Genomic DNA, 18569 nt, shown 5'->3' with positions numbered 1-18569 from the left:
AACCATCGTCGAGGCGCCCGAGATCCCGCTGGACTCCGCAGTCGACGACCGACGCGGTCCGGGTCGCCGGGGGACACAGCTTCATGATCCACCGGGACCCACGGGAAAGCATGACGGACGGATACACCGGGGCCGACCTCTTCGTCGACGCCCTCGAGTCCTACGGCGTCGACTACGTCTTTGGCAACCCCGGCACGACGGAGCTGCCGATCGTCGATGCGATCGGCGAGAGCGACCTCGAGTACGTACTGGGCCTCCACGAGGACGTCGCGGTCGGGATGGCCGGCGGCTACGCCCAAACCAGACGCTACCACGCCCACCACGACGAGTCGATCACGCCCGTCGGGGTGGCGAACCTTCACATCGCGCCGGGGCTGGCCCACGGGCTCGGCAACCTTTACGCCGCCAAGATTACCGGCGCGCCGCTGGTCGTCACGGCGGGCAACCACAGCACGGACTTCCGCCACGAGGAACCGATCCTCTCGGGGGATCTCGCGGAGATGGCCAAGGAGTTCTGCAAGTGGTCCGACGAGGTCTTAGACGTCGAGGCGCTGCCGACGATGCTCCGGCGGGCGTTCCGCGTCGCGATGACGCCGCCGACCGGGCCCGTCTTCCTCGCGCTCCCGCTGGACGTCACGCTCGAGGAGACCGACGCCGAACCGGAACGGCTCGGATCGATTCCGAACGCCGGCAGCGGCGACCCGGGCCAGCTCGATCTGGCGGCCGACCTGCTCGCCGAGGCCGACGACCCGGTGATGGTCGTCGGCGACGAGGTCGCTCGCTCGGGCGCCGACGCCGTCGCGGCCGCGGTCGACCTCGCCGAAGCTGCGGGGGCCCGCGTCCACGGTGAGATCCTCTCCTGCGAGGTCGACTTTCCGACAGACCACGACCAGTGGGTCTCCCACATCCCGCCGGACGAGGACCTCGCCGCGATGCTGATGGACAGCGACACCCTGGCGTTCGTTGGCTGCTCAACGAACACCACGCTGACCCGCCACGAGGAGGCGCTGGTCGACCCCGAGACGACGTGCATCCACGTCGGCCCCGACGCCTGGGAGCTCGGGAAGAACCAGCCGGCCGACGCCGCGGTGATCGGCGATCCCGGACTCGCCCTCGAGGGACTTACCGAGCGCGTTCGCAAGCGACTCCCGGAGGAGGTGGTCGAGGAACGCCTCGAGCGCGTCGCCGCGGTCAAGGAGATGGTCGAGGCGCAAGTCTCGCAGATGGGCGAGGACGAAGCGCCGGGCGATCCGCGGGCCTCGAAGGCCGAACTGGTCGACGCGATGGAACGGGTCGCCGGCGACGCCTACGTCGTCGACGAGGGGATCACCTCGAAGTACGCCATGCTCACCCGGTGGAATCTCGCGCCCGAACAGTACATCTCGAACAAGGGCGGCGGGCTCGGCTACGGGCTGCCGGCCTCCGTGGGCGCGGCGCTGGCCGAGAGCCAGCGCGCCGAGCCCCGCGACGTGGTCGGCTTCATCGGCGACGGCTCCTATCTGTACTACCCCAACGCCGTCTACAGCGCGGCCCGCTACGACCTCGATCTCACCGTTGTCATCCCGGACAACCGCAACTACCGAATCCTGAAGGACAACACGCTCAAGATCATGGGCGGCGAGGAGGACGACTACGACTTTACCGGGATGGACTTCGAGCCGCCGGTCGACATCCCGAAGAACGCCGAGAGCCACGGCGCCCGCGGCCACCTCGTCGAGACGCCCGACGAAATTGAAGGGGTGCTCGAGGCGGCTCTCGAGCGGGATGGACCCGACGTGCTGGACGTGCTGGTTCACGACTGACCGACGTCGGCTGGGCCGTCACTCGTCTGACGGACACGTCTCGCTCGTTCCGAGCGCGGTGCTGATCCGATCCGAATCGATCCGCAGCAACAGGGTGAAACACTCGCTTTCGCCCCAGTCGTCGACGAGTTCCTCGACGTCGCTCGTCGAGTACGTCGTTTCGAGCGAGCCGACGTCCGTTCGGACGTCTACCGTGTAGTGGACGCGGTCACCCATCCAGGACTCGCGAATGCTCGTCTCATCGGACACGTCGGCGCCGACCTCTCGCGCTCGATACCCCTCGAGCTCGTGGTCGACCTCGTACTCCAGCTCCTCGGCCCGGTGAATCGTGACCGTCGCCGTCACGTCGTCCTCGAGGTAGTTGACGAGTTGTACTTCGCCGAGCCCGACCTGCGGATCGTCGTCGTCGGCGACACATCCGGCGAGCGCCGTCGTTGCTGCACCGATCGATCCCAGCAGGGCGCGACGACTCGGGGTACGAGCGACCATACCGCAACAGGATAGCTGACCGACAAGTATCTTCGGGAACGGAGTGCTCACCCGTTCACCCCTCCCCCGGCATCAGGACGATCCGTTTCGGATTCACGGTCCCCGTGGGATCGGGTGCGCGCTGACTCGGTGCATCGCGTCGAGCGCGCCAGCGGTCGTCCGTCTCCGCGCCGTCGGCGCGCGACTCGAGGACGTGCTCGCTCGCGAGGGACCGAACGTGCTCGTCCACGACCGACACGGTTTGCCGTGCCGTGCTATCGGAGAAACCGCGAACCAACTGCAGCTCGCCGAAACCTCGTACCGTAGTCCGTATCAACCGGTGGCCGTGACGGCCTCGATTTTCCGCCCGGGCGAGCGCGTCGAACGCCCGTAGGTCAACGAGGAGTGGTACCAGAAAAATATTAACCCGTATCATCCTAACGGTCCTATCCATCCGTAATGGTGGGGGAATTACCGGAGAGCAATGAGAAAGAGCGGGAAGCAGCAGTAGATGAAATGAGCCGCTGGTCCCGGGTACTTTCCGTACCGGGGAGTAGACGCGTCCTGCTCGCCCTCGGGGTGCTTTACGTCGCCCTCGCTGTTGGGTGGGCGGTTCCACAGGCGGTTCTGGGAACTTCAGTTACGACTATTCTGGTTATCTCTTCGTTTATCGGCGGATCGGGAATCGTCCTCCTTTGGGGCGGGTATCGGTTGCCACAAATGGATATCCACTCGACGTGTTACCCCGCTGTCGCGGGGAGATGCCTCACCGGACTCGGGATAATGCTCGGTATTCTAACGTTGTATCATCTCCAGCCGGACACTGGTCTTACCAACCCGGAGCGTTCGCTCCCTATTCTTACCGGGTTCGGTAGCGTCGCCGGCTTCGGTGTTGGAGTGTACGATGCGCAGGCCAAAACGCGCGCCCGAGAACTCGAACTCCAAAACCGGAAGCTTCAGCGAACGCAAGAGCGCCTCGAAGAATCGAACGAACGACTCGAACAGTTCGCGTACGCCGCCTCTCACGACCTGCAAGAGCCCCTGCGAATGGTTTCGAGCTACCTGCAACTCCTCGAAAGTCGGTACGGCGATGAGTTCGACGAAGAGGGCGAAGAGTTCCTCGAGTACGCGGTCGACGGCTCGGAGCGAATGAAAGAGATGATCGACGGGTTGCTCGAATACTCGCGCGTGGAAACGCAGGGAGAAACGCTCGAGCCGGTTGATCTCGACGAGATCTACGCTGAGGCGTGCCAAAACCTCGAGCTACAGATCGACGAAACCGACGCCGTCATCAACAGCGAGGAGCTCCCTCACGTCGAAGGTGATGCGAGCCAACTCCGGCAGGTCTTCCAGAATCTCATCGCTAACGCGATCGAGTACAGCGGAGACGCGCCCCCACGGATCGACGTCTTTGCCGAACGTGATGGCGAGGCGTGGATCGTCTCCGTTCGTGATAGCGGCCTCGGAATCCCCACGGAGGAGCAGGACCGCATCTTCGAGGTGTTCGAGCGACTCCACAGTCACGAGGAAGGGACGGGAACGGGAATCGGGCTCGCCCTCTGTAGCCGGATCATCGAACGCCATAACGGCGAAATCTGGGTCGAATCGGATCCCGGCGAGGAGACGACGTTCTCGTTTACCTTGCCAGCAACGTCGACGCAAACGGAGACTACGGCAGCAGTGACCGAGCCACCGTAACCGCCTTCGCGTTCACCCGTCGCCCTCCAGGTCGTCGTTCTCACAAACCCGAACTTCCGTCGCGGTTTCCGGAAAGATCTTTTCCGGGTTCAGCGTCCCCGTCGGATCGAGCGCGCGCTTGACCCGTTTCATCACGTCGACCGCGCCTGACCCGTGCTCGGCCTCAAGGAACTCTCGCTTTCCCTGCCCGATACCGTGCTCACCCGTCGCCGTCCCGCCCAGCTCGAGCGCGCGGTCGACGATTTCGGCGTAGACGGCCTCCCCGAGGGCGACGTGGTCGGGATCGTCCCGGTCGACGAGCACGGAGTAGTGAAGGTTGCCGTCGCCCGCATGGCCGAAGCAGGGGATCAGCAGGTCGTGTTCGTCGGCGAGGCGCCTGGTCTCGCGGACGATCTCGGGGTAGGAACTGATCGGGACCGTCACGTCACCGGGGTGGAGCGGCTCGAGGTCGGCGTCGTACGTCGCCACGGCGTAGGCCAGCTCTCGACGGGCCCGCCAGAGGTCGTCCATCTCGGCGTCGTCGGCGCTCAGCTCGAAGCGAGCGACGTCTCGCTCCTCGAAGATCGTCCGGCAGAGTTCGATCTCCTCCTCGATACCGTGGTTGGTGTGGAACTCGAGGAAGACCATCGGCGCGTCGGGGAGGTCGGTGCCGAGATAGGCGTTTGCCATCCGCGCGCTCAGCCCGTCGACGAGCTCGATCCGCGCAACGTCGACCTCGGTTCGGACGGCCTCGGAGACGGCCGCGGTCGCGTCTTCGAGCGTCTCGAAGATCGCTCGGCCGCCGCGGATCTGTGCGGAGCGGCCAGCGAGTTCGAGCGTCGCCTCGGTGACGACCGCGAGGGTGCCCTCGTTGCCGACGAGCAACTCGGTGAGGTTGTAGCCGCTCGAGGTCTTGATCGCCCGCGATCCCGTCTGCACCACGGTTCCGTCGGCAAGCACGGCCTCGAGCCCGAGTACCCAGTCGGCGACCTCGCCGTACTTGACGGTCTGCATCCCGCTGGCGTCGGTCGCGATCATCCCGCCGATCGTCGAGATGTTGCCCGACGACGGCAGCGGCGGGAAGAAGAGGCCGTCGCTCGCGACGTACTCGTCGACCGCGGAACCGATGATCCCCGGCCCGACGTCGATCTGGAAGTCGTCGGGTCGGTAGTCGCGAACGTCGTCCATCCGAGTGAGGTCGAGGCTGATTCCTCCGCGAGCGGGGACGGCGTTGCCCTCGAGTCCCGTTCCCGCCGCGTACGGCGTCACGGGAACGCCGCGGTCGGTCGCCGCTGCGAGAACTGCCGAAACGTCGTCAGTGCTTTCGGGCCAGACGACGGCGTCGGGTCGGACGCCCGCTCCCAGCTGCTCGGCGCCCCAGTCGGCGGCGTGGCTGTCGCGCTGTCCGCCGGCGACGGAGTGCTGGTCGTCCGCGAGAGGGAGGTCCTCGAGAAACGAACAGTCATGTGTCATACGGCCACATTATCCACTGTCGACATCAACGTTGTCCCCGCCTTCGCGACGGTCCCGGGCTCCGGAGTTCATGCGGGGATAACGGTCACGGCGCTCGAGCCCGTCCGCCCGAACGTGACCGATTCCGAGGACTCCCTCGAGGACCAGCTCGCGGCGCTTCGCGACCACCTCGAGGCGACGGCCGAGCTGCCGATCGATCCGCAGACGAACCGCTGGCTCGGCGAGGCCGAGGCCGTCGCCCGGGACGCTGCCGCAGCGGACGTCGATCCAGAGACGGCCAGAAAGCGCATCCAACAGGTCCAGCGGTTGCTCTCGGCGGCCGACGATCCCGACCACGAGGACGCGGTCGCCCACTGCGAGGCGGCCCGCGAGCTGTGCGACCGGATTCTCCAGTGACGGCCGGACCTTCGTCCGTGTCGCGTCGCTCGAGCGCACGCGGGATCGGCTTGCCGGTGGCGCGGGCAAAGGTGACGCGGAGGACGACGTGCTCGAGCCGCAGCTGGTCGAGGGGACGGCGGACTCGAGTCCGCCGTCACTCGTGGGGCCACGAGTCGATCTCGTCGTCGTAGTTGCCCGGCGCGATCGGCCCCTCGAGCAGCGGGTCGTCGGTCTCGACCATCCACTCGTGGAGCCGCCTCGAGAGCTCCGTGCGGACGTCCTGGTATCGGGGCTCGAGCGCGACGTTCTCGTCTTCCTGTGGGGTCGCCCGGAGGTCGTACAGCTCCTCGTAGGGACGAAACGGCGCCGTGTAGGCCTCGCGGACCTCGCGGCCGGCCTCGCTGGCGAAGACGTCCCGGGCGAGGTACACCTGGGGGAGCTGCCAGAAGTTCCGGACGTACTTGTACCGCTCCGTCCGGACTGCCCGAACCGGGTTATACTCGTCGTGCCAGGTCATCTCCGCGAAGAGCCGTTCGTGGGGCTCGTACTCGCCGTCGGTCACGAGCGGGAGGACGCTCCGCCCGTTCAGGTCGTCCGGGACCTCCAGGTCGATCAGCTCGAGGATCGTCGGCAACACGTCGACATTACTGAGCAGTTCCCCGTATCGCTCTCCGCCGTCGATCACGCCCGGATAGGACAGCACCAGCGCGGCCTCGAGGCCGGCGTCGTAACAGCTCCCTTTCGCCCGTGGGAATGCCAGGCCGTGTTCGGTCGTGAAGATCACGAGCGTCTCGTCGATCAGTTCCACCTCCTCGAGGGCCGTCAGAATCGTCCCGACGCCGTCGTCGATGGCAGCCACCATCCCCCGCATCTCGGCGAGATCCTGGCGAATGCCCCGCCGGTCGGGCAGGTACGGCAGCGGTCGCACGTCGTCGGGATCGTCGGCGTCGTAGTGGTCGGCGTCGAAGCCGAACCGACCCGTCTTCTCCTCGACGCGGTGGCACTCGAAGAAGCCGACCGACGCGAAGAAGGGGTCATCGAACCCCCCTCGCTCGAGGAAGGAGGCGACGACCGCGGAGACGTTGCGCGCCCGGTTTGCCTGGTGGACCGACGGCGAGACGCCGGGGTAGAGGTTCCCCTCCGAGTGGATGTGGTCGTAGCCGAGCGTGTCGGTGTCCTGGGAGACGTGCTGGAGGCCGAACAGGTGGGTCTCGTAGCCCGCGTCGCCGAGGTAGTGGGAGATAATCTGCTCGCCCTCGTCGAGCTCCCAGTGGGTGTGGGCCAGCCCCATGAGTCCGTTGACGTGCGGGTAGCGCCCGGTCATGAGACTACCCCGGCTTGGCGTACACTGCGGCGCCGTCACGAAGTGGTTCTCGAACAGCGCGCCGTCGGCCGCGAGCCGGTCGATCGCCGGCGTCTCGACGTCGACACCGTAACAGCCCAGGTACCGGCCGAGGTCGTGACAGTGGATCAGGAGGACGTTCGGTCTGGCTCCCATAGGGGCCGCGCTACCACGACATCGGGGATAAGTACTCGAGGGCTACACCCACCGCGGCTCCCTGCAAACCGAACGCCTCGCGGGATCCGTTAAGCCAATCCGTACCGCGGTCGACGGTGACACGTATGAGACGACAACGGAGGCGAGCGGCGTGAACGAACAGCTGGATCTGCTGGTTCGACTCGGCGACTACGACCGACCCCAGGACGTCGCCGACCGGGCCGTTCGGGCCGAGGAGCTGGGCTTCGACCGGATCACGACGGGCGAGACGACGGGCTGGAACATCGTCCCGGCGCTGACGCTGATCGCCGACCGAACCGACGAACTCGGAATCTCGAACGACGTCATCTCGCCGTTCGGACGGTCGCCGGCGATGCTCGCCCAGACCGCGCTGGCCCTGCATGACGCCTCGGACGGGCGATACCGGCTCGGGCTCGGCCCGAGTTCGCCCGCGATCACCGAGCGCTGGCACGGCGAGTCCTTCGAGCGACCGCTGCGGCGCACGCGGGAGGCGATCGAGATCGTTCGGGCGGTGTACGACGAGGGAACCCCCGCTTACGAGGGCGAAATATTCGATATCGCCGGACTCAACTACGAGCGAGACGTCCCCGAGAACCCGCCGCCGATCGACCTCGCCACCCTCGGTTCGACGGCGACCGAGATGGCCGGGCGGTTCGGCGACGGCTGGGCGCCACAGCTGTTCACGAAGTCCGGCCTCGAGGATCGGCTCGAGGACCTCCACCGGGGCACGGAACTCGCCGACAGGGATCCCGACGAGCTGCGCGTGAGTCCGATCGTCCGCGGGATCGCCGCCGAGGATCGCGAGCGCGCGAGGTCGCGAGCGCGCAAAACGATCGCGTTCATGCTCGGCGCGTACGGCCCCTACTACGGCGACTCCGTGGCCGAACAGGGTTACCCCGACGTCGTCGCGGATATCCGCGAGGCCTGGCAGGACCGGGATACGGAGGCGATGGCCGCGCGGCTCCCCGACGAGGTGCTCGACGAGCTGGCGCCCGCCGGCACCCCCGCAGAGGTCCGCGAGTGGGTCGCCGACTACGCCGAGATCGACGGCGTCGACGCCGTCCGGATCGGGTTCGTCGACGGGATGAGCGAGGCGGACAAGGAGACGACGATGGAGGCTGTCTCGGAACTGGTCTGAGGGGCCTCACCGTCGGCGGCGGGCGCGAACGGAGACGCTCCCGACGCCGTACTGCTGGCAGACGCCTCGAGCCCGATCCGAGACGAACTCGTACCAGGGGTTCTCCCTGACCGTCACGTCGTCGAACCCGGCGGTCTCGAGCAGGCCGGCGTAGTCGTCGCTCCGGATCGCGCCGCCGATGCCCGCGGCCCACAGCGCGGGATCGGTCCTGATTCGCTCGGGGAGTCGACGCTCGCCGACGAGTTCGGAGACCGCCAGCCGACCCCCCGGACGGAGGACGCGGCCCGCCTCCGCGAGGGCTCGCTCCGGCCTCGGCGAGAGCGAGAGCGCACCGTTCGACAGGACGACGTCGACCGTCCCGTCCTCGAGTGGGATCGCCTCGGCCGTCGCCCGCCAGAGCGAGACGTTCGCGGCGCCGACGTCCTCGCGACACCGGCGCGCGTTCGCCAGCTGCTCGGGGACGGGATCGACGCCGATCACGCGGCCGCTGTCGCCGACCCGCACGGCGGCGACGAGCGCGTCCGTTCCGGAGCCACAGCCGAACTCGAGGACGACGTCACCGACGTCGAGGTCGGCCAGATCGAGGTGGTAGCCGACGCCGGTAAAGGAGTCGAGGGCTGCGGCCGGGAGCCGACCGATCTCCGCCGGCGGATAGCCGAGCCGGGACGCCAGCTCGCGGCCCGTCGGGAACTGCAGACCGGCACCCTCGTCGGGTGTGTTGGCGACGATCCGGTAGACGGCCGCGACCTCGCGTCGCAGCTCCCGCTCGTCGGTCGCGACGGTTGAACGGTCGGTTCGCGACCGTCGCCGATCGGCCCGGACTCGAGCGCGTTGCCACTCGAGAACGGACACGCGATCGACGGCGGTCGTGACTGACGATCGATCGCTCATCCCGTTCGGATACGCTCGCACGTGTCATGTACGTAACTAGTGGCGATCGATCGTCGGCCGGCTCCGTTGCAGCCGGTGACCGGTTGTCGACCGTTGCGAACGGGACCGGTCCGGTCCTTACCTGATTCACTGGCCCCGGTTCGTACGGACCGCGAACGCGCGGTCGTCGCTACTCGGCGGGCGTTTCGACCGCGAGCGGACGCGCCTCCCGACGGTACCCCTCGTAGGTCGAGACGGCCCACTCGCGGATCGCCGGGTCGTCGGTGTCGACGAACGCCCGGACGGTCCCGCTGTCGGGGTGGTAGCCACAGATCCCGACCCGATCGTCGAAGAGGCTGAGTCCGTACTCGGGCAGCTCCTCGTGGAGCAACACGGTGAGGTTGCCACTCGCCAGGGTTCGCTCCGACTGCTCGGGGTAGGTCGTTCGGATGTAGCTGACGACCGACGGCGGGTCGATGACCTCCGCCGTCATCCCGTCGACGACCTGCCCACAGAGCTCGTCCCGACAGGGCTCGAGCAGCGCCAGCTCGAAGCCGACGAACCGGAATCGGTCGGTCTCCCGGAGCAGGGAGACGAATCGGTTGACCGGGCGGTACGGGTCGTCGACGGTGGGGATCGTGACGACTGCCTCCGAGAACGACTCGAGGGGAAGTCGTCGGACCTCGTCCGGAAACCAGACCCAGATCCCCCGGAGTTTCCGCTCGGTTTCGACGCGATCGAGCAGCTCCCGCATCCCCGCCGCGACGAACGTGCCGAGCGGCGTCGTCTCGTAGCAGTGATCGGTTCGGGCGATCCAGCCGCGATCCTCGAGCGCCCGCAGGGTGCGACCGATCGTCGACCGCGAGACACCGGACAGCTCGCGGAGATCGGCCCGCGTTCGCGGCCGCTCCGCCAGCGCGACGAGCGCGGTCGTTCGATGGTGCGATCGCGTGAGATACGCCACGTCGTCGATCGCGTCCGGGTGCACACTCACCCCCGCCTCCGTCTCGCGGTCGCCGCGCTCGCTGGGGTTCGGGTCCATGTCACTCGTACGCATGCAGTAGTAATAGTAGTAGGGTCGGATCCCCACCGAAATCGATCGGACTACGGTTCGAGAACGAGCTTCCCGAAGAAGCTGTCCGCCATCACGTCGCGCTGGGCCTGGGCGGCCTCCTCGAGGTCGTACGTGCGGTCGATCTCGACCGAGAGGCGACCGCGCTCCATGAGGTCGGCGACCCCCCGCAGCGGAACCCGGAGATCCGGCGTGTTGAACATCGTCATGAACTGGTAGCTGACGTCCGCCGAGCGGGCTGCACCGACGCTGGTAAAGCCCGGATCGGGGTCGTTCTCGCCGATGCCGACGACCCGACAGCCCGTCGCCGCGACCTCGGCGTCGAACTGGAGGTAGTCGTCGAGCCGGTGGTCGAGGATCGCGTCGACGCCGCCGTCGCTCGCCTCGAGGACGGCATCGGCGAGGTCGTCGCGCGAGTAGTCGAGGGCGGTGTCGGCGCCCAGCCCCTCGAGCGTGTCGTGGTGTTGCTCGGAGGCGGTCGTCACGACCCGGGCGCTGACGGCGTCGCCGATCTGGACGGCGACGTGACCGACGCCGCCGGAACCGCCGTGGACGAGGCAGCTCTCGGCCGGCTCGAGGTCGGCGTGGTCGATCAGCGCGCGCCAGGCGGTGACGCCGACGACGCCCGCCGCCCCCGCCTCGCGGGCGTCGACGCCGTCGGGCAGGTGAACGACGCGGTCGGTCGGCACCGTCGCGTACTCCGCGTAGCCGCCCTGGAAGGAGCCGTTGCCGATCCCGGTGCCGTAGACACGATCCCCCTCTTCGAAGCCCTCGACGCCCGATCCGGTTTCGGCGACGACGCCCGCGAAGTCCACGCCCGGCGTGAACGGAGGTCCGAGGGGCTCGTAGGATCCCTCGCGGAAGTAGGTGTCGACGGGGTTGACCCCGGCAGCCTCGATCTCGAGCAGGAGTTCGTCGGCCGCTGGTTCGGGTCGGTCGATCTCCTCGACCTCCAGTACGTCCGGTCCGCCGTGTTCCGAGAGTCGTACAGCGCGCATGACGTACGGGGACACGCAGCGTGCCGTTATAAACGTGGAGATCGGCCGCGGCGGTTGCCGGTGAGAGAATCACCATTTTGAAACCATCGAGCCCCTTACCCGCACTCGATTCTGGCGGGCCCGTTCGGCCGAGGACGACCCGCGTCGGCATCCCGTCCGGTGTACCCGATGATCGAACTCCAGTGGCTCGTCGGTGCCGTGGTCGGCGTCCCGCTCGGAGCCGCGGTGTTCTCCGTGCTCGCAAACGGCCGGCTCGACGAGGTCGGGTGGCCGATCGCCGCGGCGTCGCTATCGGTGACGTTCGTCCTCTCGGTCGTGCTGGCGGTCACGCTCGTCACCGGCGAACCGATCCAGTACCGGCTCTCGTCGGCTCGCCTCGGCTACGCCACGGAGCTACAGGCCGACGGCTTCTCGGGCGTGATCGTCCTGCTGGACTCGCTGGTCGCACTCGGCGCGCTCGCGTATACACGGACGGCGGGGCCTCGTGGAAATATCTTCTACGGGGGATATCTGGCGATCGTCGCGGGCGTGATCGGCGTCACGTTGACGGGCGATCTGTTCGTGCTGTCCCTTTTCTTGCTGTTGCTCGGGCTCTCGACGGTCGCCCTCGTCGACGCGACGGGAACCGGGTGGGACAGCGACGTGACCCGTCGGTACGTCGTGCTGTGGTCCCTCGGCGTCGGCGTCTACCTGGCGGGGGTCGCCGTCGCGGTCGTCGCGACGGGAACGGCGAACATGGCGCTGCTGGCCGAGCGGCTCCCCGCAGTCGGCTACGCCGACCCGCTGGTGGTCGCCTCGTTTCTCCTGATGGCCGTCGGGCTCGGGATCAGCATCGGCCTCTTCCCGTTTCACACCTGGCTCGTCGACGCCCACGGCGTCGCCCCCGACGCCCTGAGCGCGCTGATCTCGGGCGTGATCCCCGCCGCAGCCGTCTACGCCTTCTCGCGGATCCTCTTTACCGTCTACACGACCGACTTCCTCGCGGCCAACCCGATCCTCGTCGACGGGATCCTGGCGGTCTCGCTTGGGACGATGCTGCTCGGCAACCTGCTGGCAGCGGTCCACCGAGGGATCAAGGACGTCCTCGCGTACTCGACGATTTCCCAGGCCGGCCTCGTCGTCGCGGGCTTTGTGATCGCCAACGAGGACGCGATCTTCGGTTCGATCCTGCAGCTGTTCGGCCACGGGATCGTCAAGGGAGCGCTCTGTCTCGTCGCCGGCATCTTCGCGCTCCGCTTCGAGGCCCGCTCGCTCGAGGAGTACGCGGGCCTCGCGAACGAGGCGCCGCTGCTGGGGGCGACGTTCGCGCTGCTGGGGATCGCGATGATCGGGCTCCCCCCGACGGTCCCGTCGGCGGTCGTCGGCGGGCTGGTCCACCTGCCGGTCCACGCCGTCGGGAAGCTCACCCTCTTCTTCTGTGCCGGCGCGCTGGCCGTCGAGTGCGGGACGAAAAAGGTAAGCGAGATGGCCGGCATCGGTCGCCGGATGCCCCTGACGATGGTCGCCTTCGCCGTCGGGGCCGCCAGCCTGGCGAGCATCCCGCTGTTCGCCGGCTTCGTCAGCAAGTGGCACCTCCTGCTGGGCAGCGCCGAGGCGGACAACGGGCTCGTGCTCGCGCTGTTCGTCGTCTCGGGCGGGCTCAACGTCGCCTACTTCTGGCCGATCGTCTACGCCGCGTTCTTCGAGGACGCGGACCCCGACCCGAAACCGATCGTCGAGGAACCGATGGGTGGCGCTCGAGCCGACGGCGGGGCCGAATCCGAGCCGACGGACGCATCGACGGCCACCGGCCGGGCGCAGGGTGACGGTGGCCTCGCCGTCGGGACCGAGTGGGAGCGCCGCACCCCGACGGGCGCCGAGACGACGTGGCTCCTGTTGGGTCCGATCCTCGCGGTGGGCGGGCTCGTCGTCGCGGTCGGGATCGCCGCCGACTGGCTGTTCGTCCTCGAGGCCGCCCGCATGGCCGCCGAGAGCGCGGGGGTGAGCCCCCCGTGATCGGGAGCGGTCCCGACGCCCTGCTTTCGGTCCAGCCGCTGGCGATCGTCGTCCTCGTCGCAGCGCTGGTGCCGTTCTGCTCGCGACGGCTCGCACACGCCCTCGGAGTCGTCGGGCTCGGCCTCGTCGCCGCGTGGACGCTGCTCGTCCCCGACGGAACCGGGCCGACGGTGCCGTTCCTCGGGCTCGAACTCGTGCTCGTAAGCGTCGACGACGCCTCACGGCTCGTCGGGCTAGCACTCTCTGCGTTCGGCGCGCTGGCGGTCGGATACGCGTTCGTCGTCGGTACCGACACCCGTCACCTCCTGCTCGCGCTGGCGTACGCCGGAGTCTCGCTGTGGACCGTCTTCGTCGGCGACTGGCTCGCGCTCGCGCTCGGCTGGGAGCTGATGGCCGTCGCGAGCACGCTGCTGGTGTGGTACCACGGCGGCGAGGCGGTTCGGGCGGGGTATCGCTACGCGCTGGTCCACGCCGTCGGCGGCGGCCTATTGCTGGTCGGCATCGCCCTCCACTGGGTCACCGCCGGTCCCTCGGCGACCGCGCTGCAGTACGATGGAACGGGGATCAGCCCGGGACTGTCCGCAATCGCGGTCGGCCTCGCGGTCGGCGTCAACGCCGCCCTGATCGGGGTCCACGTCTGGCTGCCCCGAACCTACGCGGCGCCTCACGTCGCGACGTCGGTGATCCTCTCGGCGTACACGACCAAGGTTGCGGTGTACGCGGCCTACCGGGCGTTCCCCGAGGGGAACCTCGTCCTCGCGTCCGTCGGCGCCGCGATGACCGTCTACGGCGCGGCCTACGCGCTCGCCCAGAAGGATATGCGGAAACTGCTCGCCTACCACATCCAGGCTCAGGTCGGCTACATGCTCGCCGGGATCGGGCTGGGCTCGGCGCTGGGGGTCGCGGGTGGCTTCGGCCACCTGTTCAACAACGTCCTCTACAAGGGGCTGCTGTTCATGGTCGCGGGGTTCGTCGTCGTCCGCACGGGAACGAACAAACTCGACGATGTCGGCGCGCTCGGGCGGGCGACGCCCCTGCTGTTCGCGACCTTCCTCGTCGCCGCGCTCTCGATCACCGGCGTCCCCGGCTTCAACGGGTTCGTCACGAAGGGGATGGTCCTCGACGCGGCCGCCCAGGCCGACGCGACCCTCCTCGAGGCCCTGCTGCTGGCGGGAGCCGTCGGCACGTTCGTCTCGTTCATGAAGTTCGGCTACTACGCCTTCCTCGAGGGCGAGCGCGTCTCGATCCCCGACCTGTCGCCGGCTGATCTCGCGGTTTCGGCGCCGATCGCGGTCGCCTGCGTCCTGCTGGGCGTGTTCTACCCGGCGCTGTTCGCGCTCCTGCCGGCGACCGACGCCTGGAGCACCGATCCCTACTCGGCGGCCCACCTCTACAAGGCCGCCGTCCTCGCGGGCGGCAGCCTCGTCGCGTTCGTCGTCGCGAAACCGCTATTCGGCCGCGTTGCCGGGGGTTGGGACGTCGACGAACTCCGGGATCCGTTCGTCTTCTACGGCACCGACGCCATCACCGACGTCCTCGCACGGAGTTACCGATGGGTCGACAAACGGGTCGCTCGCGCCGCGGAGGACATCGTCGTCGCGGTTCGGAATCCGGAGCGGACGGTTCTGACCGCTCTGCCGGACCCGCTGGAGGACCGCTACCGGGACTGGGATCGGCGGACGTCGGACGAGTCGGGGCTGAAGACGACCGTCGCGCTCGTGTTCGTGGCGGTCGCGGTCGTGCTGGTGGTCGGACTGACACTCTGAGGAGCCTCCAGCAGGTGGCTTACGGGTCCGACCGTTCGTCTCTCCTCTCGGTCAACTTCTCGAGCGACTCACTTCAACGAGCGAGTGGAGTCGAGAGGAAAGGTGCTGATGGCCCCTCGTCGGGGCGACGCTCGGAGGGGGAACCCGTGTCGCTACCGAACCGCTCGCGTCGCGTCGTCGATGATCTCGAGGGCCTCCTTCAGCTCCGCTGTGCTCGTGGCGTAGGAGAGGCGGGCGTACCCCTCGCCATTGGCGCCGAAGGCGCCGCCGGGGACGACGATCACGTCCCGCTCGAGCACCTCGTCGCACCAGCCCTCGGGGACCTTCGGCATGACGTAGAACGCCCCCGAGGGGGTGGGCACCTCGAGGCCGGCGTCCTCGAGGCCGTCGACGACCAGATCCCGGCGCTCCTCGAACGCCGCGACCATCTCCTCGACGGGATCCTGTGGTCCCGTCAGGGCGGCCTCGGCGGCGTACTGGGCGGGCGCGGAGGCGCAGGCCTGGGCGTACTGGTGGACCCGAAGCATCCGCTCGATCCGACGGTTGGAGCCGAGGACCCAGCCCAGCCGCCAGCCGGTCATCGAGTACGTCTTCGAGCAAGCGCTGACGACGACGACGTTGTCGGTCTTGGCGAACTCGAGGGGCGAGCGGTGTTCGCCCTCGAAGACGATCCGTTCGTACACCTCGTCGGAGAGACAGAGCACGTCGTGTTCGTCCGCGATGCGGGCGAACTCGCGCATGTCTGCCTCGCTCTGGACCGCACCCGTCGGGTTCGCGGGGCTGTTGACGACGAAGGCCGCGGTCTCGTCGGTGATCGCGTCCTCGACTGTCGCCGGGTCAAGGGTGAGGTCGTCGCGCAGGCCGACGGGCTTCGGCGTCCCGCCCGCGATGTGGGTCAGCGCGTCGTAGGAGACGAACCCGGGGTCGGGGAAGATGACCTCCTCGCCGGGGTCGACGTGGGCCTCGAGCGCGAGGTGCAGCGCCTCGCTGCCGCCGGAGGTCGCGATGATATCGCCGGGATCGACCTCGAGTCCGAACTCCCGGTCGTAGTTCGCGGCGATCGCCTCCCGGAGCGATCGGGTTCCCTTGTTCGACGTGTAGGCGTCGGTCCGCTCGGCCTCGATCGCCTCGATCGCCCCCCGTCGGGCGTGTTCGGGCGTCGGGAAGTCCGGCTGGCCGATGCCGAGGTTGATCGCGTCCTCGCCGGCGGCCTCGAACACTTCCCGAATGCCGCTGATCGACACCTGCTCGACCCGGGCTGCAAACTCCGTCATAGCTACACCGGTGTTGCCGACCCCGATAACTCTTGATGTGTTCCACGCTCGACCGCGAGGGCGACTTCCTCGAGGGTGGAACCTATTTGTCCCGACTGGTGGTGAGACCCCACGCCATGTACGAGACGATCCTCGTCGCGACGGACGGCAGCGATCCGGCGAGCCGCGCGGTCGACTACGCGACCGACCTCGCGTCGACGTTCGACGCCGACCTCCACGGGATCTCCGTCGTCGACACGTACCGGTACGGCGACTCGATGCTGTCGGGCGATCGGACGATGGTCGACGAGCTGCGGGATCGCGCCGAAAGCGTGCTCGAGGACCTCGAGGACCGTACCGACCGCGAGGTGACGACCGAACTCCGGCGGGGGCGACCCCACGCGGAGATCGGCGACTACGCCGCGGCGATCGACGCGGATCTGGTCGTGCTCGGTAACCGCGGACTGGGCGCCGGCAGCGAGATCGGGAGCAGCGCCGAACGGCTCGTCAGGAGCGTCGACCGACCGGTGCTGACGGCCTGACCCGGACGCGAACCGTTAGGCGTCCGGCGATCCAATCGTCGGTCGAATGAGCCAGAACGACGGTTCCGACGCGCCGATCCGATCGATCCTCGCCCCGACCGACGGCAGCGACGCCGCCGAGGCCGTCCTCGAGCGAGCACTCCGGTTCGCCGAACTCGAGGGGGCGACCGTTCACGTCCTCTCGGTGGTCGATACGACGGCGAACCCGATGCGCTTCGGCGTCGCGGAGGTCGCCGACCTCGACCGGGCGCGGACGGAGCTCGTCGACGGTATCGTCGACGCCTGCGGCGGCCGAACGTCGGGGCTCGAGGTTCGAGGTGCGGTCCGTCGCGGCCGTCCGACGGCGACGATCCTCGAGTACGCCGAGGAGCACGGGATCGATCTGCTCGTCGTCGGCCGAACGGGCCGGGGCGGCGTCGCCGACGCGCTCCTGGGCAGCACGGCCGATCGACTGGTGCGCCAGGCGCCGATCCCCGTCGTGGTCGTTCCGACTGGCGACGGGAGCGACGATCGATCCTGCGGAGCCGAGTAGCTTTATTCCGCTCCGCGGTGTACGGCCGTCGACTCGTCGCCTGGAGCCCACCGGTTCGAGGTGGCCCAGCACGCCAACCCATGAACTACAAGGAATTCATCGGCCAGGTCCAGCACAGACTCGAGTACGCACAGTTCGGTCAGGCCGTCCGGGCGACCCGGGCGGTGCTGACGACGCTCGGCGAACGGCTCCCGGAAGGGGAAGCGACCGATCTCGCCAGTCCGCTCCCGATGGAGATCGACCGCTACCTGAACGAGGCCGAACACGGCCAGCGCTTCGACTATCACGAGTTCCTCGATCGGGTCGCCGAACGCGAGGGCGTCGATCGGGCGGATGCGAACTACCACGCTCAGCAGCTGCTCGCGATCGTCGCCGAGGACGTCCCACCTGGCAACATCGAGAAGGTTCGCAACGGGCTCCCCGAGGACTTCGATCCGCTGTTCGAGCTGATCGAGACGGCCAACGAGTGACTAGCGAGACGCGCGACTCGAAATCGTTCTCTGTCGGCCGCGAGAGCGCGGATCAGGCGGGCGCCCCGCGAACCAGCGTGACCGTTCGCGGTGAGCGGCGGGCGACCCGCTCGGCGACCGACCCCGTGAACAGTCGGGCCGCGAGCGAGCGGCCGTGGCTCCCCATGACGAGCTGATCGTAGCCGCCCGACTCGACGCGCTCGGTGATCGCCGCTGCGGGCGCTCCGGGCGCGGTTTCGGTCTCGAGCGTCGCCCCGCGTTCGTCGGCCAGCGTCGCCGCCGACTCGAGGATTTCCTCGGCTCGAGTCTCGCGGTCCTCGAGGACCGCTTCCAGGTACGTCCCCTCGACCTGCGATCGCGGCCGATCGAACGGGAGATCCAGCGCGTGGAAGGCGGTGTGGGAGGCGTCGGGGAACGTCTCGAGGGCGTACGCGAGCGCGGCCTCGGCCTGTTCGGAGCCGTCGAGCGGGACCAGGATCTCTCCCGGGAGATCCCGCTCTCGGATCGCCGCGGCCGTCTCGGGGACGACCGTCGTCGAGACCGACGCTCGGCGGACGACGGTCTCGCTCACGCGGCCGAGGAAGGGGCGAGTGATCGGCGACCGACCGTGGCTGCC

At 68.4% G+C, this 18569-nt stretch carries 18 protein-coding genes; 9 read left to right on the top strand and 9 right to left on the bottom strand.

Going from position 1 to position 18569, the window contains the following annotated elements:
- The first annotated feature begins 110 nt into the window (after nt 1-110).
- A complete protein-coding gene (locus C491_RS19335; protein WP_005559452.1) occupies nt 111-1802 on the top strand; it encodes a thiamine pyrophosphate-binding protein in 1692 nt (563 codons plus the stop codon).
- A gap of 18 nt (nt 1803-1820) precedes the next feature.
- On the opposite strand, the gene C491_RS19330 is transcribed toward C491_RS19335, so the two are convergent.
- Both C491_RS19330 and C491_RS19325 read right to left on the bottom strand, forming a co-directional pair.
- Entirely contained in the window at nt 1821-2291 is a 471-nt protein-coding gene (locus C491_RS19330; protein WP_005559450.1) for a hypothetical protein, read from the bottom strand.
- A 55-nt stretch (nt 2292-2346) separates the two neighbouring features.
- Nucleotides 2347-2529 carry a hypothetical protein gene (locus tag C491_RS19325; protein ID WP_005559448.1) on the bottom strand — a complete coding sequence of 61 codons (183 nt, stop codon included), beginning with the start codon at nt 2527-2529 and terminating at the stop codon, nt 2347-2349.
- 638 nt (nt 2530-3167) lie between these two features.
- On the opposite strand from C491_RS19325, the gene C491_RS19320 reads away from it, so the two are divergent.
- Nucleotides 3168-3968 (top strand): sensor histidine kinase, encoded by an 801-nt coding sequence (locus tag C491_RS19320; protein ID WP_005559447.1) that lies wholly within the window; start codon nt 3168-3170, stop codon nt 3966-3968.
- Between the two features lie 12 nt (nt 3969-3980).
- Here the strand turns inward: C491_RS19320 and C491_RS19315 are convergent, their stop codons facing one another.
- Nucleotides 3981-5420 (bottom strand): FAD-binding oxidoreductase, encoded by a 1440-nt coding sequence (locus C491_RS19315; protein ID WP_005559445.1) that lies wholly within the window; start codon nt 5418-5420, stop codon nt 3981-3983.
- Nucleotides 5421-5534: 114 nt separating this feature from the next.
- Here C491_RS19315 and C491_RS19310 point away from each other — a divergent pair, with 114 nt between their 5' ends.
- Entirely contained in the window at nt 5535-5816 is a 282-nt protein-coding gene (locus C491_RS19310; protein WP_005559443.1) for a hypothetical protein, read from the top strand.
- 136 nt (nt 5817-5952) lie between these two features.
- Here the strand turns inward: C491_RS19310 and C491_RS19305 are convergent, their stop codons facing one another.
- Complete coding sequence (locus C491_RS19305) at nt 5953-7296, bottom strand: sulfatase family protein (RefSeq protein WP_005559441.1); 1344 nt, start codon at nt 7294-7296, stop codon at nt 5953-5955.
- A 151-nt stretch (nt 7297-7447) separates the two neighbouring features.
- On the opposite strand from C491_RS19305, the gene C491_RS19300 reads away from it, so the two are divergent.
- Nucleotides 7448-8455, top strand: coding sequence for a TIGR04024 family LLM class F420-dependent oxidoreductase (locus tag C491_RS19300; RefSeq protein ID WP_005559439.1), 1008 nt, complete (start codon nt 7448-7450; stop codon nt 8453-8455).
- A 6-nt stretch (nt 8456-8461) separates the two neighbouring features.
- Here C491_RS19300 and C491_RS19295 read toward each other — a convergent pair whose 3' ends face one another.
- The 3 genes from C491_RS19295 to C491_RS19285 form a co-directional block, all read right to left on the bottom strand.
- The gene (locus C491_RS19295; RefSeq protein WP_005559437.1) at nt 8462-9346 is read right to left on the bottom strand and encodes a methyltransferase domain-containing protein; all 885 of its coding nucleotides are present in this window, start codon (nt 9344-9346) and stop codon (nt 8462-8464) included.
- A 169-nt stretch (nt 9347-9515) separates the two neighbouring features.
- Entirely contained in the window at nt 9516-10367 is an 852-nt protein-coding gene (locus C491_RS19290; RefSeq protein ID WP_005559434.1) for a helix-turn-helix transcriptional regulator, read from the bottom strand.
- Nucleotides 10368-10429: 62 nt separating this feature from the next.
- Nucleotides 10430-11395 carry an NADPH:quinone reductase gene (locus C491_RS19285; RefSeq protein ID WP_005559432.1) on the bottom strand — a complete coding sequence of 322 codons (966 nt, stop codon included), beginning with the start codon at nt 11393-11395 and terminating at the stop codon, nt 10430-10432.
- 168 nt (nt 11396-11563) lie between these two features.
- On the opposite strand from C491_RS19285, the gene C491_RS19280 reads away from it, so the two are divergent.
- Both C491_RS19280 and C491_RS19275 read left to right on the top strand, forming a co-directional pair.
- On the top strand, nt 11564-13390 hold the full coding sequence (locus C491_RS19280) for a proton-conducting transporter transmembrane domain-containing protein (RefSeq protein WP_049892379.1): 1827 nt from the start codon (nt 11564-11566) through the stop codon (nt 13388-13390).
- Nucleotides 13387-15156, top strand: a complete 1770-nt coding sequence (locus C491_RS19275) for a Na(+)/H(+) antiporter subunit D (RefSeq protein WP_005559428.1) — start codon at nt 13387-13389, stop codon at nt 15154-15156. The genes C491_RS19280 and C491_RS19275 overlap by 4 nt, the downstream gene beginning before the upstream one ends.
- A gap of 152 nt (nt 15157-15308) precedes the next feature.
- On the opposite strand, the gene C491_RS19270 is transcribed toward C491_RS19275, so the two are convergent.
- Nucleotides 15309-16430: a pyridoxal phosphate-dependent aminotransferase gene (locus C491_RS19270; protein ID WP_005559426.1), complete on the bottom strand. Its 1122-nt coding sequence runs from the start codon at nt 16428-16430 to the stop codon at nt 15309-15311.
- A 116-nt stretch (nt 16431-16546) separates the two neighbouring features.
- On the opposite strand from C491_RS19270, the gene C491_RS19265 reads away from it, so the two are divergent.
- The 3 genes from C491_RS19265 to C491_RS19255 all read left to right on the top strand — a co-directional run bounded on the left by C491_RS19265 (nt 16547) and on the right by C491_RS19255 (nt 17953).
- Nucleotides 16547-16951: a universal stress protein gene (locus C491_RS19265; RefSeq protein WP_049892398.1), complete on the top strand. Its 405-nt coding sequence runs from the start codon at nt 16547-16549 to the stop codon at nt 16949-16951.
- A 46-nt stretch (nt 16952-16997) separates the two neighbouring features.
- Nucleotides 16998-17483, top strand: a complete 486-nt coding sequence (locus C491_RS19260) for a universal stress protein (RefSeq protein WP_005559422.1) — start codon at nt 16998-17000, stop codon at nt 17481-17483.
- An 80-nt stretch (nt 17484-17563) separates the two neighbouring features.
- Nucleotides 17564-17953 carry a DUF2267 domain-containing protein gene (locus tag C491_RS19255; RefSeq protein WP_005559419.1) on the top strand — a complete coding sequence of 130 codons (390 nt, stop codon included), beginning with the start codon at nt 17564-17566 and terminating at the stop codon, nt 17951-17953.
- Between the two features lie 52 nt (nt 17954-18005).
- Here C491_RS19255 and C491_RS19250 read toward each other — a convergent pair.
- The coding region (locus C491_RS19250) for a universal stress protein (protein ID WP_005559418.1) at nt 18006-18569 on the bottom strand (564 nt) is incomplete at its 5' end.

The organism is Natronococcus amylolyticus DSM 10524 (assembly GCF_000337675.1).
Lineage (GTDB): Archaea > Halobacteriota > Halobacteria > Halobacteriales > Natrialbaceae > Natronococcus > Natronococcus amylolyticus.
This window is presented reverse-complemented; position numbering and strand designations above follow the sequence as displayed.

What these genes read in the sequence shown, in the direction of transcription:
- C491_RS19335 (WP_005559452.1), top strand. Translation starts at nt 111, where the DNA reads ATGACGGACGGATACACCGGGGCCGACCTCTTCGTCGACGCCCTCGAG.
- C491_RS19330 (WP_005559450.1), bottom strand. Translation starts at nt 2,291, where the DNA reads ATGGTCGCTCGTACCCCGAGTCGTCGCGCCCTGCTGGGATCGATCGGT.
- C491_RS19315 (WP_005559445.1), bottom strand. Translation starts at nt 5,420, where the DNA reads ATGACACATGACTGTTCGTTTCTCGAGGACCTCCCTCTCGCGGACGAC.
- C491_RS19305 (WP_005559441.1), bottom strand. Translation starts at nt 7,296, where the DNA reads ATGGGAGCCAGACCGAACGTCCTCCTGATCCACTGTCACGACCTCGGC.
- C491_RS19295 (WP_005559437.1), bottom strand. Translation starts at nt 9,346, where the DNA reads ATGAGCGATCGATCGTCAGTCACGACCGCCGTCGATCGCGTGTCCGTT.
- C491_RS19290 (WP_005559434.1), bottom strand. Translation starts at nt 10,367, where the DNA reads ATGGACCCGAACCCCAGCGAGCGCGGCGACCGCGAGACGGAGGCGGGG.
- C491_RS19285 (WP_005559432.1), bottom strand. Translation starts at nt 11,395, where the DNA reads ATGCGCGCTGTACGACTCTCGGAACACGGCGGACCGGACGTACTGGAG.
- C491_RS19280 (WP_049892379.1), top strand. Translation starts at nt 11,564, where the DNA reads ATGATCGAACTCCAGTGGCTCGTCGGTGCCGTGGTCGGCGTCCCGCTC.
- C491_RS19270 (WP_005559426.1), bottom strand. Translation starts at nt 16,430, where the DNA reads ATGACGGAGTTTGCAGCCCGGGTCGAGCAGGTGTCGATCAGCGGCATT.
- C491_RS19265 (WP_049892398.1), top strand. Translation starts at nt 16,547, where the DNA reads ATGTACGAGACGATCCTCGTCGCGACGGACGGCAGCGATCCGGCGAGC.
- C491_RS19260 (WP_005559422.1), top strand. Translation starts at nt 16,998, where the DNA reads ATGAGCCAGAACGACGGTTCCGACGCGCCGATCCGATCGATCCTCGCC.
- C491_RS19255 (WP_005559419.1), top strand. Translation starts at nt 17,564, where the DNA reads ATGAACTACAAGGAATTCATCGGCCAGGTCCAGCACAGACTCGAGTAC.